The sequence below is a fragment of the Acetobacter tropicalis genome (genome assembly GCF_030644465.1).
Classification (GTDB): Bacteria; Pseudomonadota; Alphaproteobacteria; order Acetobacterales; family Acetobacteraceae; genus Acetobacter; species Acetobacter tropicalis.
Genome location: NZ_JAUYUW010000001.1, coordinates 3,532,666 through 3,549,670, shown reverse-complemented (window position 1 = coordinate 3,549,670; position 17,005 = coordinate 3,532,666). Strand labels below are relative to the sequence as shown.

11 protein-coding genes are annotated in these 17,005 nt (G+C 50.3%); 5 read left to right on the top strand and 6 right to left on the bottom strand.

Annotation, left to right across the window (positions count from 1 at the left end; all coding sequences use genetic code 11):
* Positions 1-1,590 carry a glycogen synthase GlgA gene (gene glgA, locus QWU00_RS15910; protein WP_035381492.1) on the bottom strand — a complete coding sequence of 530 codons (1,590 nt, stop codon included), beginning with the start codon at positions 1,588-1,590 and terminating at the stop codon, positions 1-3.
* A gap of 249 nt (positions 1,591-1,839) precedes the next feature.
* Here glgA and QWU00_RS15905 point away from each other — a divergent pair, with 249 nt between their 5' ends.
* Positions 1,840-3,639, top strand: a complete 1,800-nt coding sequence (locus QWU00_RS15905) for a glycoside hydrolase family 15 protein (protein WP_035381494.1) — start codon at positions 1,840-1,842, stop codon at positions 3,637-3,639.
* Positions 3,640-3,697: 58 nt separating this feature from the next.
* Here the strand turns inward: QWU00_RS15905 and QWU00_RS15900 are convergent.
* A protein-coding gene (locus tag QWU00_RS15900) for an IS3 family transposase (protein ID WP_150395534.1) occupies positions 3,698-4,884 on the bottom strand; the annotation gives its coding sequence in 2 pieces (ribosomal slippage) (positions 3,698-4,614 and positions 4,614-4,884; 1,188 coding nt in all).
* Positions 4,885-5,165: 281 nt separating this feature from the next.
* On the opposite strand from QWU00_RS15900, the gene QWU00_RS15895 reads away from it, so the two are divergent.
* Positions 5,166-5,708: a biliverdin-producing heme oxygenase gene (locus tag QWU00_RS15895; protein WP_150395649.1), complete on the top strand. Its 543-nt coding sequence runs from the start codon at positions 5,166-5,168 to the stop codon at positions 5,706-5,708.
* On the top strand, positions 5,680-8,277 hold the full coding sequence (locus tag QWU00_RS15890) for an HWE histidine kinase domain-containing protein (RefSeq protein WP_231551655.1): 2,598 nt from the start codon (positions 5,680-5,682) through the stop codon (positions 8,275-8,277). The genes QWU00_RS15895 and QWU00_RS15890 overlap by 29 nt, the downstream gene beginning before the upstream one ends.
* Positions 8,278-8,351: 74 nt before the next feature.
* Here the strand turns inward: QWU00_RS15890 and QWU00_RS15885 are convergent, their stop codons facing one another.
* Entirely contained in the window at positions 8,352-8,747 is a 396-nt protein-coding gene (locus QWU00_RS15885; protein WP_035379658.1) for a YidB family protein, read from the bottom strand.
* A 495-nt stretch (positions 8,748-9,242) separates the two neighbouring features.
* On the opposite strand from QWU00_RS15885, the gene QWU00_RS15880 reads away from it, so the two are divergent.
* Positions 9,243-11,588 (top strand): TonB-dependent receptor, encoded by a 2,346-nt coding sequence (locus tag QWU00_RS15880; RefSeq protein WP_052051303.1) that lies wholly within the window; start codon positions 9,243-9,245, stop codon positions 11,586-11,588.
* Positions 11,589-11,763: 175 nt separating this feature from the next.
* The gene (hpxZ, locus tag QWU00_RS15875; RefSeq protein ID WP_035379661.1) at positions 11,764-12,162 is read left to right on the top strand and encodes an oxalurate catabolism protein HpxZ; all 399 of its coding nucleotides are present in this window, start codon (positions 11,764-11,766) and stop codon (positions 12,160-12,162) included.
* An 18-nt stretch (positions 12,163-12,180) separates the two neighbouring features.
* Here the strand turns inward: hpxZ and xdhC are convergent, their stop codons facing one another.
* From xdhC to xdhA, 3 genes are read right to left on the bottom strand one after another with little or no spacing between them, the layout of a single operon-like run.
* On the bottom strand, positions 12,181-12,993 hold the full coding sequence (gene xdhC, locus QWU00_RS15870) for a xanthine dehydrogenase accessory protein XdhC (RefSeq protein WP_035379665.1): 813 nt from the start codon (positions 12,991-12,993) through the stop codon (positions 12,181-12,183).
* Positions 12,994-13,000: 7 nt separating this feature from the next.
* Positions 13,001-15,397, bottom strand: coding sequence for a xanthine dehydrogenase molybdopterin binding subunit (gene xdhB / locus QWU00_RS15865; protein WP_262411413.1), 2,397 nt, complete (start codon positions 15,395-15,397; stop codon positions 13,001-13,003).
* Positions 15,390-16,865, bottom strand: coding sequence for a xanthine dehydrogenase small subunit (gene xdhA / locus QWU00_RS15860; RefSeq protein WP_035379667.1), 1,476 nt, complete (start codon positions 16,863-16,865; stop codon positions 15,390-15,392). The genes xdhB and xdhA overlap by 8 nt, the downstream gene beginning before the upstream one ends.
* Positions 16,866-17,005: the final 140 nt, after the last annotated feature.

Here is a 17,005-nt window from a genome sequence, read left to right as displayed (position 1 = left end):
TCAAGATACCGAGCGTTCTGAACCGGCGATGGGAGGGCGCCTGGCAATGCTTCGTTTGCCTGCCGCAGTTTTAGCGCTGAAAGACAGAACATCGGCTTGATTGCTATGGTGGGATGGAACCAGCTTTCTGAATAAATCGCCATATTGGGCTGCAGGTCTCTGCCAAGACACATCTTGCTGAGAGCCGTTTCTTTGAAGGTGCGTCCACAACGGTTTATCGCAGAAGACTTTATAAACACGGTGCATGACGTTAATGATCGCCGTGGCATCGTTGGGGGAAAAAACAAAACCCGTGGCGCAACCAGCGGAAAGAGCCGCGGCATTCGCGTCAATAATAGTGTCTGCCAGCCCTCCTACCCTTGAAACAACTGGCACCGCGCCATAGCGCAGAGCATAAAGTTGCGTAAGTCCACAGGGTTCAAAACGGGAAGGTACAAAAATAACATCAGCAGAAGCCTGAGCACGGTGGCCCAAGCTTTCACTATACCGTAATGTGCAGGCAAAACGTCCTGGAAAGCGACGAGCAAGGTGCCCAAGCTGTCGTTCAATGTGGAGTTCCCCTCCTCCCACAACTACACATTGCAGAGCATGATTTTGCCGCATGAGAACTGGCATAGCTTCCGCCAGTAGATCTATCCCTTTCTGATCTGTCAGGCGGCTGACAACGCCGATAAGGAGAGCATCAGGATTTTGAGTCAGGCCAAATTCAGCTTGAAAAGCGGCCTTGTTTGATCTGCGGGTCCATACGTTTCCCGCTTTGTACGGAAAATGGATATCTGGATCTGTCTCCGGGTTCCAGACATCCGTATCTACTCCGTTAAGAATGCCGCTTAAACTGGCCCTCCGACTATACAATAACCCTTGCAAGCCCATACCAAATTCTGCGGTCTGTATTTCTTCTGCATAATTGGGGGAAACGGCAATCAGCCATCGCGAATAATATAAACCTGCCTTTAAAAATCCGATATCCCCATGAAATTCAAATCCATTTTGTGAAAATCCTTCAATGGGAAGCTCGAAGGAGGAAAGATACTCAGCACTAAAACGCCCTTGAAACGCAATATTATGAATGGTTTGCACAACGGGAGGTGTGGCTTCAGGCGTAAAGTGAAGATACGCGGCCGTTAATCCTGCGGGCCAATCATGCGCCAAGACAAGATCGGGTCGATAATCAGGCAGTAGTCCGCACGCCAGACGCGCCGCAACGCGCGAGAGGAGAGCAAACCTGAGGCCGTTATCATCCCAAGACTTTCCATTGCCCGCAGTATAGGGGCTTCCAGATCTTAAATAAAGTTCTGGGCAATCAAGTATAAAGAAATAATTATGATCTATAGAGATCTGATGAATACGAACTGCGTGCCCAAATTCTGTTATTTCTACCAAATCCCCTTCGCGACGAGACCACTTCAGTGCGCTCATGACCGATGGATACCCAGGCAAAACTGTTCTGACACGAACTCCTTGAGGAGCCAATGCGCCGGGAAGAGCGCCTGTTACATCACCCAGTCCTCCCGTTTTCACCAAAGGGAAGAATTCTGATGCAACAGACAGAACATCCAGTTCAATTTTTTTTTGAAAAGCCTGATGCATGGCATGACCTTTCCCGATTGTCGGGATTTGGGTTTCCGTATGTATCGACTAACGTTCAGATAGCGTTGAGAGTGCGCCTGTCACGGGAATGTGATGTTGGGGCGTAATCCTGTCACAAAAAAGTACCTGCAAAACCCAACTTCTCATTTTTTACCGATTTAATTGTAAAATAAAATTATTTGCGGAACATTGTCTGTTTCGATTTCGTTTCAGGAAATACGTATAAATATCCACATAAAGGGAGACGGTATGCCCCAGGTTCTTCATGCTCCTTTCCGTGAACTTCCTCTTCCAATTGCAGATTATGCCTTGATTGGAAATTGCCGTACTGCAGCCCTTATTGGCAAAGACTGCTCAATAGACTGGCTATGCGTTCCTCGCTTTGACAGTGCAGCCTGCCTGAATGCTCTTTTGGGAACAATGGAACACGGGTGCTGGAAACTGGAGCCGGAAGATCCTCTTATTTCAACCTCGCGCAGGTATCGCGGAAACACTCTTATTCTTGAAACACGGTTGATAACCGGAAGTGGAGAGGTTTTGGTAACAGATTGTATGCCTAAACTGGATGGGCATACATCCATTATCCGCCGTGTAAGGGGAATACGAGGTCGCGTTAGGATGCGGCTTTTTCTGCGCTTGAGGTTTGATTATGGTATTACTGTTCCATGGGTCACGCATCTGCATGGAGAGGAAGGTATCCGTGCCATTGCCGGCCCGGATCAGATCGTTATTCGGTCCTCAGTTCCGTTAAAGTCTGAAGAACTGAACACTGTTGCCTATTTTGAAGTATCAGAACAGCAAGAAGAAACATTTGTTCTTCAGCATGCCGCGTCTCATTTGCCACTCCCCGATACGTTTGATGTCGATACCGTGCTGAATGAGACAGAAGCATGGTGGCAGGCTTGGTCTGAACAATGCACCTATCATGGTCCTTGGCGGGATGCCGTCATGCGGTCCCTGATTGTTCTGAAGGCCCTCACTTACTCCCCGACTGGCGGAATTGTTGCTGCTCCGACCACATCTCTGCCGGAAGATTTGGGAGGCATCAGAAACTGGGATTACCGTTATTGCTGGTTGAGAGACGCAGCCTTAACGCTTTCCGCCCTCATCTCGTGCGGATATCATGAAGAAGCTCAGGCGTGGAATGACTGGCTCCATCGGAGCATTGCGGGGGATGCTGCCCAAACCCAGATTATGTATGGTGTCAGTGGTGAACGGATTTTGCGGGAATGGAGTGTGGAAAACCTTCCCGGCTACCATAACGCCAAACCAGTCAGAATTGGCAATGCGGCGTCAGATCAGATCCAGCTTGATATCTATGGTGTCATGGCTCATGTCGCACAACTGGCGCGGAATGCCGGGTTGCCTCGCTCTCATTCCTCATGGGCGCTCCAAACAAACCTTCTCAACCGACTGGAATTGAAATGGAGAGACCCAGACCATGGAATATGGGAGGTCCGCGGTGGAACGCGTCAGTTTGTCCATTCCAAAGTCATGGCTTGGTTGGCATTTGATTGTGCGTTGAAAGATATGAAGCAATATAATCTTTCAGGCCCCTATAAAAGATGGAAGCAAGTGCGGGAGGAACTCCATGCTGATATCTGCAGCTACGGGTTTAATATGGAAATTGGAAGCTTTGTTCAATATTACGGAAGCAGTAATGTTGATGCCTCTCTTTTAATGCTTCCGCTCGTGGGTTTTTTACCGATTTCTGATCCGCGCATTCAAAGTACTATTTCTGTCATTGAAAAGAAGCTTCTCAGTAATGGTCTGCTCCGCCGTTATGAAACAAAAGATAATGTTGATGGTCTCAACTCAGAGGAAGGTGCTTTTCTGGCTTGTTCGTTCTGGTTGGCTGATGCGTATGCTATGGATGGCCGAAAGGAAGCTGCCAAGACTTTGTTTGAAAGACTACTAGGGCTACAAAATGATGTTGGGCTTTTAGCGGAAGAGTATGATGCTGAAAGAAAAATTCAGCTAGGTAATTTCCCTCAGGGCTTTTCACACCTGGCGCTTATCCACACAGCCCTTCTTTTGTCTGGTGAATAGAGGTGGTCCCGTCCGTTCGGACAGTTTTGCGGGCTTGATAAGCTATACCCGGTTGTTGTTATGCCGCCCTTCTGACGGCGTTGCTGTTGGCCATCTGGTCCGGGGTTAACCCCGGACCAGATGGCGTCGGCACGTTATGATACGCCTCATCGGGCGTTCGTCCAGCCAGCGCCGTATGCGGACGCCTTTCGTTATAATGGGCGATCCATCTGCCAAGCCCGGCCCTCAGCTCTGATCCGGTCTCGAACGCGTGCAGGTAGACGCATTCATATTTCAGCGACCGCCACAGACGCTCGATGAACACGTTGTCCAGCCATCGCCCACGCCCGTCCATACTGATGCGGATCTGACGCTCTTCCAGTATCCCGGTGAAACGGGGTGTCGTAAATTGCGACCCCTGGTCAGTATTGAAAATGTCCGGGGCGCCATAGCGCATGAGGGCATCCTGTAGCGCCTCGATACAGAACTCCACGTCCATCGTGTTCGACAGACGCCAGGACAGGACCTTGCGCGTGAACCAGTCCATGATCGCCACGAGATAGAGAAATCCCCGTTTCATGGGAATATATGTGATATCGGAACACCAGACCTGGTCAGGCCGATTGATGACCAGATCCCGTAGCAGATATGGATATTTCCGATGCTCCGGATGGGGCACGGTCGTGCGCGGCTTCTGGTAGATCGCCCGCAGGCCCATGATCGCCATGAGCCGCCGGACCCGCTTGCGGCCCACTTCATGTCCCAGGCGGCGCAGATGCCATGTCATCTGCCGTGAGCCATAATACGGCGTTTCCAGGAACTGGGCGTCGATCAGCCGCATCAGCTCCAGATTGGCTTCGCTCTGTGGCACAGGCCGATAGTAGACGCCCGACCGGTTGAGTTGCAGTAGCGTGCATTGCCGGATTATCGGCAGGCATGCTCTCTTCGGGTCAATCATCTGCCGCCTCTGATCACGCCCAACCGAGCAGAGGCATCCCGCAAAAAATCCCGTTCCACCAGCAACTGGCCGATCTTGGCGTGCAGTTTCTCTACATCAGCAGGGCTGACTGAAGGTTCCGTTACTGACTTACCAGAAAAAAGGCTTGCCATGCCTTCGATCGCCTGGCGCTTCCATTGGGCGATCATCGTCTGATGCACGCCATGTTTCGAAGCCAGTTCCGCCAGCGTCAGTTCCCCACGGATCGCCTCCAGCGCAACCCGTGACTTAAACTCTGCCGCATACCGTTTCCGCGTAACCTTGCCCATAAAACCCGTCCTCGTTCAGGCCAGATGATAGCTTATCGCCCTGTCCGAAAAATGGGGACCACCTCTAATTGCAGCAGTAGCGGATTGTTTATAGATATTCTGTTTTTCTTGTGCAGTCATGCTGTTGATCCCTTTTCATGCAAGTGACATAGTGCTGTAGTGCTACTTGGATTTGAATAGGGTTGCTTTTGATGTCTGAATTTAGGTCCATGTTTCTTCTAACATCCTAACTCAGCAAAGCGGCTCTGCTTTCAATGAATGCGACTTCCCGACGGTTTACCTTGCGTGACGGCACATGGACGATCCATCAACAACTTGATACCGCAATAGGTCCATTGAACTCTTTGTCTGCTTATAGACGCTATCTTGCGAGCATCATGGCGTTGCGAGGAGGCGTTGAAGACTGCTTTCAGACAATTTCCTGGCCAGATTTTTTGAAAGAGTGGCGTCCTGCCTCTCTTATGACCGTTCTCAATCAGGATGCTCGGGATATGGACATGTCTCCGAGCATTCTGCCTCCTCCCTCCCCTCCTCAAAATATTTCTGAATTACTAGGGATGGTTTATGTGGTGGAAGGAGCATCCTTGGGGGCACAAATTCTGGTCAAGCAAGCTTCCCAACTGGGATTAAGTGCAGACTTTGGTGCGCGTCATCTGGCTATGCAATCAGGATCACTGAATGGTTGGAAAACTTTCTTGTCTTTGCTCGAAAAGGCTCCCCAATTTGACGGAGACAGCGCGGTAGAAGGCGCAAGGCAACTGTTCTGCTATGCGTTGGATGCCGTAAGACGCACAGATGAGCAGGCTGGCATTTCTCATGGTTGAGTTCGGTAAGGCTGATCTGACCAGTTGCGATAAAGAACCGATCCATATTCCCGGTAGTATTCAGCCACACGGCTGCCTTTTCAGTTGTGATAGAGATAATTTCATGCTCCGGCGTGTATCCGCCAATGCGGCCGCCATGCTTGGTCTTGAGCAGATGCTGCCCGGAGATCTGTTATCTGATCATCTCAGTCGCAGTGCTGTGCATGAGATACGCAACGCGCTTACCAACAGCCTTTCTCTCAAGCGCCCAGCCTATTTGTTCGGCATTGAAATAACCCCGGGAAACATTTTTGATCTTTCGGTCCATATTGTTGGGCAGGAAGTGGTCGTTGAATGCGAGGCTGAAGGAGCCTCGGAAATCAGCCGGCAATCCATAGGGCAGCTACGCCTTATGCTGGATCGGATACGTAACCTCTCAGATCAGCAGAAACTGTGTGATGTGGTCGTGCGGCTACTACGCGGCGTGTTGCAGTATGATCGGATCATGATCTATCGCTTTGATCCCGACTGGTCAGGAAAGGTGATAGCGGAAGCACGTTCTCCTTTGCTTGAGAGCTTTCTTGGGCAACATTTTCCTAGTGGGGACATTCCCGCACAGGCGCGCCATCTCTACCGCCGGGCTCTGATCCGTACCATTGGGGATGTAGCTTATACGCCCGTGCCGTTGCTGGAATTGCCGAGTAGTGAACCGCTGGATATGTCTTTCGCGCAGCTTCGCAGTGTTTCCCCTATTCATTGCGAATATCTAGCGAATATGGGCGTGGGTGCTTCCATGTCCATTTCCCTGATTGTGGACGGTTCCTTGTGGGGGATGATTGCCTGCCACAATTACTCTCCCCGTGTTCTCACCCTTGCAGAGCGCGCGGTCGCCAAAATGCTTGGAGAGTTTGTTTCTCTCCGTATTGTTGTGATCCTGCGTACCAATCGTCTTCTTATCACGCGAAGAACCCATGCCTTAATCGATAATTTCCTGAGGGATGCTGTGTCCATGACGGACATGCCGTCCTATTTGCGTTCTCGGATTGCAGATTTGTTCCCACTTGTTCCTTGTGATGGCCTGGGGCTATGGATTAACGGGCAATGGACCTCTTACCAAGAAGCCCCAACCACTTTGCAGGTGGCAGAGAAGCTTGTTGACACTATTTCCTCTGTAGCGGGTGGGCACATCTGGCATACCTCGCATTTTTCGGGGGATTTCGAGTGGGCGAAGTGCCTGCTCCCCAATGTGGCTGGCGTTATGGTCATTCCCATTTCGGCACAGCCGGGAGATTATCTTTTTCTCTTCCGTAAGGAAATTGTGCAGACGCTCAACTGGGGCGGTGACCCGAACAAGACTTACAAAACAGGGCCGAATGGCCCACGTCTTACTCCGCGTACCAGCTTTGCCATATGGAAAGAGCAAGTGCGCGATCATTGTTATCCATGGACAGCGGATGATGTGGAGGCAGCTACTCAGTTGCGCTCAGCCCTGATAGAAGTGATGGGAGCATATCATCAGCAACAGCTTCAGGAGCGTGCGGAAGCTGATATTCGGCAGCGGATGCTGAATGAAGAACTGAGCCATCGTGTTAAGAACATTCTGGCGGTTGTGCAGTCTCTTATGGGGCGTCCTGTTCCACATGGGCGTAGCATGGAGAATCATTTTTCCATTTTGAAGGCACGTATAACGGCTCTTGCGCGTGCACATGATCAGGTTGTGCGTGCGGATGGAGGGGGATTGTTACGTCCTCTTCTAGAAGCGGAACTGGAGCCCTATCGGCTGGAAGCAAGCACAATCACTCTGAAGGGCCCGGAGATATGGCTAACGGGGCGGGGTCTTTCTGTTATTGCTCTCGTTATCCATGAACTGGCCACAAATGCTGCAAAATATGGCTCTCTTTCCTGCCGGGAAGGACGTCTGGAAGTGGCGTGGCGCTTTGATGATGCAGAGCAGAATTGGGTGCTGACATGGAAGGAAACCGGCGGACCGCCTGTTACGCGGCCAGACGGAAAAGGTTTCGGATCAGTTTTGATTCAGCGTGCTATTCCCCATGAATTGAATGGCAGGGCTACATGGGATTTTCGAACTGAAGGGCTTTTCATTCGTTTTGATTTACCCAAGCGCCATGCCGTGCTTGTCACGCAGGAGGACAATCTTATGCCAGACGTTATGGTACAGTCAGAAGCCAGATCGACTGATGATGATCTGCGGATGGCATCTGTTCTGATCGTGGAAGATCAACTGTTGATCGCTATGGATATAGAGCATGCCCTGATGGAATATGGTGTGAAGGATGTCAGGACGGTCTCATCTGTTTATGAAGGCCAGCAAGCCTTGCAGAAAGACATGCCGGACATTGCTCTTTTGGACCTGAATTTGGGTGACGAGACATCGGTCAAAATAGCTCAGGCCCTTCGTGCGCAGGGTGTCCCATTCCTTTTCGCCACCGGATATGCAGACGGCTCAATGATTCCGGCTGAATTTAAAGATGTTCCGGTAGTAAGAAAGCCTTATGCTGTCCACAACGTAATTCGAGAAATGAAAAAATTACTTAATTCTTTGCCAAACAATAACCAAGAAGCAGAATAATTTAGACTATCTTGGAGGTTACCCAGAAATCGGAAAGAGGAGATGCCTTACCAGCACCTCCTCTTTTTTGGGTTTCATTCCGGGTCGGAGATAGCCGGACGTGTAAATGACATGTGCAGTGCGCGGCGCCGAATGCAGCGGGGAAGCAGTTCGCACATCATGCTCATGGTTGCCTCTTCTGAAAGGCCAGTTTGTTCAGAAATTGAGTCCAGTTCAGATTTGGTGAAAAACTGCTGGATTTCTTCTGGCGTTGCGCTACGCGCTTTGTCTGTCGTTTGCCAGTAGCGAATAACATCAATCATCCCTACTGCCTGTGCACGTTCTTCCAGTTTACTGGGATGATCAGGCTGAGGCACAGGCCCGAGAATATCATTTATTACTGACAGCAATCCGGATTCATCCTGAGTTGCAAATGTCAAAAAGTCTCCAACCTGCGTAGCAGCGGAGGTAATTTGTTCAGAGAGTTTCATGCGTTTCGCCTCGCGTTTCTGGAGAGCTTTCCGTCGTGTAACTCTGTAGCTTTAGGTTTTGTGCGACAGTGTGCTCCGCCTGATGAAAAGAACTCAACCTGCGCACGAAGACGTTTTCGAAGCAAACGGAACTATCTTCTGCGCCTACATTTTCAACGCTTGACGATCCCTTAAGTTGCTTTCTCGCTTCAGGAGCGGGAGTGGTTGTTTTCTATAAAGAAATATTTAAAGAAGCCAAGCTTGGGTGAACAACACACCCATTATCCTGAATAAGGTCAAGGGGTTAGATTGCTGTTTTGTAAGAAGGGCTAAAAGGAAAATATCTACATTCGAATAAAAGCAACGCAAAAATGCTTTTTTTCCTTTTGTGAGAACATATCGATTTCCATATATAACGAGATGGTAATCATTCTGGCTGTTTTCAGGATAGCACGTGATCGGGGCCGTTGTTTTATTTTCTTTTTGTGTATTGATGTCATGGCAGGAAAGCAGAGCATGCTGACCAATTCTTTCCAAACTTTTCGTTTGTTTGCATCTCTCTCTCGTCGAGAACGGTTGATGCTTCTCTCTGGCCTGGTTAGCGCAGTCACGTTGTGCAATTTTGCTACCCCCGGACAAGCGGCTCCTTCTTCTTCCCGCCACGCAGCGCCCCATACTGGCGCAAAAAAAACGACATTCCCACGTTCTTCAAGAACTGCTCCAGTAAAAAAAGCCTCTAACCCGCTTCAAGCCAAAGGTGAGGAAGATATTCTCGTCGGCTCGCATCGTCAGGCGCTAAACGGTGGCGGAGGCATGATGCGCCTGGAAACCGCACCTCATGCTGTGCAGACCGTTACAAAAGCTTACATCAATATGCGTAGCCCTACATCTACTGCTCTTGATCTTGTTAAAAATCTTCCCAGTCTCAATATCATGGCCCCTGATAGTTCTGGTATGGAGGGCGGCCAGATCCAGTCTCGCGGGCTTACTGATCTGGATATGGCACTCATGGTGGACGGCGCACCGGCTGCGGCAGCCAAATACATGACGGAAGACATTGATTCTGAAAACCTGGAGGAAGTCAGCGTGGCACCGGGAAGTGCTGCGCGTGATCTTCCGGTAATGTCTGCTGCCGGCGGCGTCATGAATTCCCGCACCCATCTACCATCGAACAAACTCGGCGGGATGATGGATTTTTCTTATGGGACGAATAATCTCTCCCGAGAATTCATCCGCCTTGAATCAGGTGAAATTGGGAATAGTGGCGTAAAAAGCTTTTTTTCCTTTTCCAATACACATGCTCGCAGTTGGATGGGCGCAGGCATCAATCAGCGCAAGCACATTGATTTCGGTGTGCGCAAAGACTGGGATAACGGATCAAACGCTCATCTTTTTCTTTCTTGGAACTCTGAAGACTTTGTGATTGATAATTACCCAACAGAACAACAATTCTTTAACTATAAACATAATGGTATCGGATGGGGACGCTCCTCTGACCCACGGAATGTCAATTATTGGAAAAACAATAACGATCATTGGAACCAGGTCTTTCTGACTGCTCCCGTTCACGTGGTGTTACCCAAAAAATTTACGTTTGATCTCCAGCCTTACTTCAGCTTTGGCCAAGGGTGGGATGCGTCTCCCGGAGGAATTGGAACGGACGCTACCGGGGCACAACGTAACATGACCTCCTATTTTAATGAGCATGGAGCAAGGCAGGTCGGTGCTACGGCAAAGCTTGGGTATGATATTGACCGGCATAACCATATTTCACTGGGTTATTGGTATGAGAACAACGTAACGGACCGGAATTACCCAAGCGGATTTGTTATGGATAACGGGGCCGCCCCAGGCCCCAATAAGGGCGATTATCTTATTTCCAAAGGAGACAGGCAGCAGGCTGGTTACGAAATCCATTCTCTCTTCATTCAGGATACTGCTCGTTATCTCCATGATAAGCTGGTTATTAACGCCGGGTTCAAATTTGTCATGGCGAATACATGGAACAAGGATTATTACGGTTATCAAGGAAATAACCGCACAGCTCCACTCCCCCAGCTTTCTATCAGCTATAATATCGATAATCAGAACCAGATTTATATCAACGCAGAAGGCGATTATCGACAGCCGAGCACCAATGATCTTGGGTGGTTATATACCAGCATGCCTATTCCTAAAAATCAGTACTCAATTAAGGAAGAACTTGGATACAGATATCACAACAAGTATCTGATGCTGGATATGTCCTTCTTCAACTATAATGTAACCAACCGTATTGTTGATCAGTATCTGGGTATGAATAGCTTCCGTCCATTTTCCATTGGTAATCAAACCATGCGTGGTTTTGATTTCATGATCGCCGGAAAATCAATTCATGGCTTCAGCCCCTATGCTTCCATTGAGTATCTGCATGCCACGCAGGACAGCAACGTTTTTGATCCGTACCAGCAGATCATGCTTCATTCCAAAGGCACGCAAGCAGTCATGGCTCCGCGCATTATCGCCAACTTTGGTTTGACATATACATACAAAGGATTTTTTGCGAACGGGTCTGTTCATTATACAGGACCTCAATCCGTCAGCGTTGCAAATGACCAGCGTATTCCTGGCTATGTTACCAACTCCCTTTCTCTTGGCTACCATTTTCAGCCTTTCAGCTTTCTCAAGTCTCCAACTTTCAAGTTAAACTTCACCAACCTTACAGGTTCTATTGTGCGTACTGGTGCCATGGGGGCGGTGTATAGTGCTAGAGATTCCAGCACGGTTTATAGCGGTAGCTCGCCTGCCTATACCGGATACGGAAATTCCTTCATGGTTGAGCCGCGTTTTTCAATGACAGGCACAGTTTCTACCTCCTTCTGAGACGCAGCAGCTTAAAGACAGTCTTTTCGGTGAGCGGAATAATACGTGAAGATCCTTGAGAGAGCGTTGCAGGCCCATCTCTCAAGGATTTTTGTTTTCTTGCTCGTGGCGAAATGGCATGTAGCTTCTGGATGGTAATCACTCCTCTCTCATTTTCAAGGGAAGCCCTGCCCTCATGTCTTTTCATGCATTAGAAGCTGAAATCACCGCATTATCAGATGCATATGAACGTGCTCTGGCAGAAAATGATTTAGTTGCTCTAGATCAATTCTTTTTTGATGGCCCAGAGACCGTTCGCTATGGTGTAGGTGAGAACCTGTATGGCACGGAAGAAATAGCGGCCTTTCGTCGGGCTAGAAAAGGCGGTTCGCCACCACGCACAATGCTACGCCGTGTTGTGACTGTTTTGGGAGAGGATGCTGCCGTTGTGAGTCTGGAATTCCAACGTACGGGTTCAAGCAAAATTGGCAGACAAATGCAGACTTGGTTTCGCTCCCCTCAGGGGTGGAAAATTATCGCGGCACACGTCTCTCTCATGGTGGAACACTCAGAAACAAACCGGCCAGCTCTCTAAGATAGTCGTTTGTCGGCTCTAATTCGGTCGGTGAATAAGCTTTTCAATAATCTCTGCGGCAACCATGGCCGCGATAATTTCTGGTCTCTTGTCCCGTACGGTTTGCCCACCTATGGGACATGTCAGGGTGCTAATCTGAGTTTCTGTCAGACCAATTTCTCGAAACCCCGCTTCGAAGCGGCGTCGTTTTGTTTTTGAGCCAATCAGGCCGATATAGCCCAGATCATTTCGCTCCAGAGCACTGGCGACAATTAAGGCATCAAGAGAGTGATTGGGCGTTAAAACCAGCACACCTGCCTTGGCAGGGAGCGCTGTAAGATGTTGCTCCCACTCCGTAGTAACATGCGCTGTGACCCCTTTGGGTATATTCCCAAATTCTTCGGGGCGTGGATCAACCCAGATCAGATTCATGGGCAAAGGCGCCAGCACATAAGCCAAAGCTCTTCCAACGTGACCCGCCCCAAACATAAGTAGGGTCGGGTCATTCTGTTTTTGCTCATAAAGCTGTTGTTTCAGCGCGCCAACAATCTCAGCCTGAGCGCGACTGATAACAACAGTTGCCTGCCCACCACAGCATTGGTTTGTGCCCGCCCCTAGCGTGAAATGATGGGTCATGCTTGGCTGGTTGATCTCTAAAAGCGTGCGGGCTTTTCGCAGGCACTCCCATTCCAGAACGCCGCCTCCAATCGTCCCTTTCTGCCAATCTGGCCCAACCAGCATAAAAGCGCCTGCCTCGCGCGGTGTGGACCCGCGCACTGCCGTTAGTTGCACGCAGGCAAAAGCAGGACTTTCAGGCTTCCAGCCTTCCAGAATGGAGAGAAGAGAATTCATTTCATGCTTATGGCACTGGAAGAGCCCGCAGACGTTCCGCCGTGCGCAAAATGCACTCAGGTGTTGCTGGCGTATCCAGTTGAGGGCAGACCGTATAGTTATTCAAACTTGCAAGAGCATCAGAAATTGCCTGTAGCACCGCTACACCATGCACAAAAGGAGGCTCTCCCACAGCTTTGGAGCGGAAAATGGTTGCTTCTCTGTTCGGAGCAGCTTCAAGAAGAGACACATTGAAAATACGCGGTCTGTCTGAGCAGGCCGGAATTTTATAGGTGCTGGGTGCATGAGTGCGCAGGTGCCCTGCCTTGTCCCACACAAGTTCTTCCATAGTCAGCCACCCTGCCCCTTGTATGAAACCACCTTCAATCTGGCCGATATCAATTGCAGGGTTCAGGGACTGCCCAGCGTCATGCAGGATATCCACGCGTTCGATACGGGTTTCTCCCGTTAAAAGGTCAATGGCAACTTCCGCACAGGCTGCGCCATAAGCAAAATAGTAAAAAGGGCGTCCACGTCCTGTATCGGGATTCCAGGAAATCTTCGGTGTTTTGTAAAATCCGTTTGAAGACAAGGAAACGCGGGCAAAATAGGCAGCTTTTACCAATGCAGGAAAAGAGATCAGCGCTTCTCCTACCTGAACTCCTTCTGGCAGAAAGAGGACATCGCCTTCAGCTATCTCCCAGTGCTCTGCGGCAAAGCAGACCAAGCGCTGTTTGATTTTGGAAATGGCATCCAAAACGGCCATACCATTCAGGTCCGCCCCACTTGAGGCTGCTGTTGCAGATGTATTTGGCACTTTACCGGTAGTGGTGGCTGTAATACGCACGCGGTCTTCTGTCAGGCCGAATTCCCGCATGGCAATCTGCACCATCTTGGTATGCAGTCCCTGCCCCATTTCTGTGCCGCCGTGATTAACCTGCACAGACCCATCCGTGTAGACGTGCACAAGAGCACCAGCCTGGTTGTAATGTGTCGCCGTAAATGAAATACCGAACTTAACTGGCGTCAGCGCTATGCCTCTCCTTATATACGGGCTGTGTGTATTGCTTGCCCTCAAAGCATGACGTCTAGCTCGATAATCGCAGTTTTCTGCCAGTTGAGTCATGATTTCAGATGCAATGGAGTCTTCTACGGTCATGTGATAGGGCGTGATGTCACGGCTGCCGGTGCCATAGGTATTGCGTAGGCGTACATCCAATGGGTCCAGCCCCGTCGCAAAGGCAATTTCCTCAATCACACGTTCTGCCGCTACAATACCTTGCGGCCCGCCAAATCCCCGATACGCTGTGTTGGATTGCGTGTTGGTTTTCAGGGGTTCAGAGCGGAAGCGCACGTCGGGATAGAAATAGGCATTGTCAGCATGAAACAGCGCACGATCAATAACGGGGCCGGATAAGTCGGCTGACCAGCCACATCGGGCTGCAAGCACCATATCTACGGCCAGAATATGGCCTGTTTCATCAAATCCAACATCGTAATCTACAACAAAATCATGACGCTTACCCGTCATGATCATATCATCATCGCGGTCCAGTCGCATCTTGGCTGCACGCCCTGTGGCGTTTGCGGCCAAGGCAGCTAGACAGGCTGGGGTGTTGGCTTGGGTTTCCTTCCCCCCAAAGCCGCCCCCCATGCGGCGTATTTCTACTGTGACAAGGTTGCTGGGGCGGTCGAGAACATGCGCCACCATATGTTGTGTTTCTGTGGGATGCTGCGTGGAGGACCACACGCGCATTTCTCCCTCCTCTCCCGGTTGGGCCAAAGCGGCTTGCCCTTCCAGATAGAAATGCTCCTGCCCGCCAATGGTTATGCTGCCGTTCAGGCGTTTCGGGGCTTTGCTGAGTGCTGTATCAACATTCCCCCGCTTCATTTCCAGAGGACGCCATACCAAAGCACTTCCCGCTTCTCTGGCCTGTGCGATTGTCAGGATAGCTGGTAGTTCTTCATACGTTATGCGGGCCAGTTGGGCTGCTTTGCGCGCATTCTGGCGGTCGTCCGCGATAACAATGAAAATCGGTTGTCCATAATAGGAGACGATATCTTCGGCCAGAAGAGGCTCATCGTTTTTGCCCACGGGGCTAACCTGATTATGGCCGGGAACATCCTTGTGTGTCAGGACACATATGACCCCCGGCGCAGCGCGCACGGCATCCAGGTCAAGCGAGAGGATGCGGGCATGAGCTTTGGTGCTCAGTCCTGGGACAACATGAACCAGTCCGCGCGGCTCGGGCATGTCATCAATATACGTGGCCTCTCCTGAAACATGCATTCTTGCACTCTCATGTTTCAGGCTTGTAGAAGCTCCCCCTTCTATAATTGCAGGATCGGATGGAGTGCCCCTGTTTTCAAAGGGTTTCACGTCTGCATCGGCGGGACTGATCTGCATTTTTACGGTCTCACCCATGAACGTCTTCCTTCCAACCGGCCAATCGGGTTTCGGGCTGTTGGGGCATTTTCGTCGTTTCAGCAAAACAACGGGTTAGCAAATTGGCAGCGACAGTCCGCCGGTACCATTCACTTCCGCGCATATCAGAAAGCGGCGCAAAATCTACCTGAATGGCCTCCCGCGCAGCGCTCAGGGCATGTTCATCCCATCGTTTTCCTACCAGAGCCGCTTCCGTTACAGAAGCCCGTTTGGGGGTTGCTGCCATGCCACCGAACGCAATACGCGCCTTGGTAATCACGCCATTCCCGTCCATGGTGAAGGCAAATACGCCTAATATCGCAGAAATATCCTGATCAAACCTCTTGGAAACCTTATAGGCTCGGTAGCGCAAATTTGGCTCAGGATAAGGGATCAAAATGCCTTCAATAAATTCTCCTTCCTGACGATCCTGTTGACCGTATGCCAGGAAGTAATTTTCTAAAGGTAGTGCTCTGCGAGTTTCCCCTCGGCGTAAATGAAGTGTGGCCCCTGCGGCAATGAATAAAGGTGGCCCATCTCCGATAGGAGAGCCATTCCCTATGTTACCACACACAGTTCCTACATTACGAACCTGCGCAGAGCCAATCCGGCGTATAACCTCCCCTGCATCTGGAAAAAGGGTGGTGATATCCTTCTGTGCCTCTGCATAAGGTGTGGCAGCTCCGATCCATAAACCATCTGGCCGATGTTCGATTTTTTTCAGATCCTGAGCACCAGAAACACTGATAACATGGGGAAGTGTCTGTAAACGTTTGGTAACCCACAGCCCTACATCTGTTGCGCCTGCAACAAGCGTTGCATTTGGAGCATTCTGATAGGCTGAGGCGAGTTCATCGGCTGTTCTGGGGAGACTGATTGACCCACGTGGCGTGTTGATTTCGGCCATATCCGCGTTCTGCAACGCAGTAAGGCGGGTGATAATCTTGCTTTGTTCCTGCTCAAATTTATCGTGCGGGGCCAACAATGCCTGTTTCATGGCTTTGACAATTGGGGCATAGCCAGTGCAGCGGCACAGATTGCCTGCCAGTGCATCATTGATGTCGGTTTCCTTGGCGCTCGCCTCCGCTTTCTTACTGTAGGCGACCATAGACATGACAAAGCCGGGCGTACAAAAACCGCACTGCGAACCATGGAGATCAACCATGGCCTGCTGAACCGGATGCAGGACCCCATCTGGAGAGCGTAAATCTTCAACTGTAAACAGTTGGGTTCCGTCCAGCATCCATAGGAACTGAATGCAGGCATTGACAGCTTTCCACGTGAGTTGATTGTTTTCAAGCCGGACAACCAATACGGTACAGGCTCCACAATCGCCTTCGTTACACCCTTCCTTGGTGCCAGTACGGTGGCACGCTTCCCGCAACCAATCCAGCACTGTTGTCTCGGGCGTAATATCGGAGAGCCGATAATGCTGATCTCCCAGATAAAATTGGATGTGATCACGCATGGCAGTCTCTCTCCTACAAGGCCACACTCTGATTTGCTTACAGGCTTATAATCCGCTCGGTATTGAAAGCTGATCGGGTTGGCGGAACGTCTCTGTGCGGCAGGTAGCGATAGAATCCCAAAAAACAACGCTTCCGTCCA

Coding starts and splice junctions, on each gene's coding strand:
- QWU00_RS15905 (WP_035381494.1), top strand. CDS start 1,840: ATGCCCCAGGTTCTTCATGCTCCTTTCCGTGAACTTCCTCTTCCAATT.
- xdhA (WP_035379667.1), bottom strand. CDS start 16,865: ATGCGTGATCACATCCAATTTTATCTGGGAGATCAGCATTATCGGCTC.
- QWU00_RS15890 (WP_231551655.1), top strand. CDS start 5,680: ATGAGCAGGCTGGCATTTCTCATGGTTGAGTTCGGTAAGGCTGATCTG.
- xdhC (WP_035379665.1), bottom strand. CDS start 12,993: ATGAATTCTCTTCTCTCCATTCTGGAAGGCTGGAAGCCTGAAAGTCCT.
- QWU00_RS15885 (WP_035379658.1), bottom strand. CDS start 8,747: ATGAAACTCTCTGAACAAATTACCTCCGCTGCTACGCAGGTTGGAGAC.
- xdhB (WP_262411413.1), bottom strand. CDS start 15,397: ATGGGTGAGACCGTAAAAATGCAGATCAGTCCCGCCGATGCAGACGTG.
- glgA (WP_035381492.1), bottom strand. CDS start 1,590: ATGCATCAGGCTTTTCAAAAAAAAATTGAACTGGATGTTCTGTCTGTT.
- QWU00_RS15880 (WP_052051303.1), top strand. CDS start 9,243: ATGCTGACCAATTCTTTCCAAACTTTTCGTTTGTTTGCATCTCTCTCT.
- hpxZ (WP_035379661.1), top strand. CDS start 11,764: ATGTCTTTTCATGCATTAGAAGCTGAAATCACCGCATTATCAGATGCA.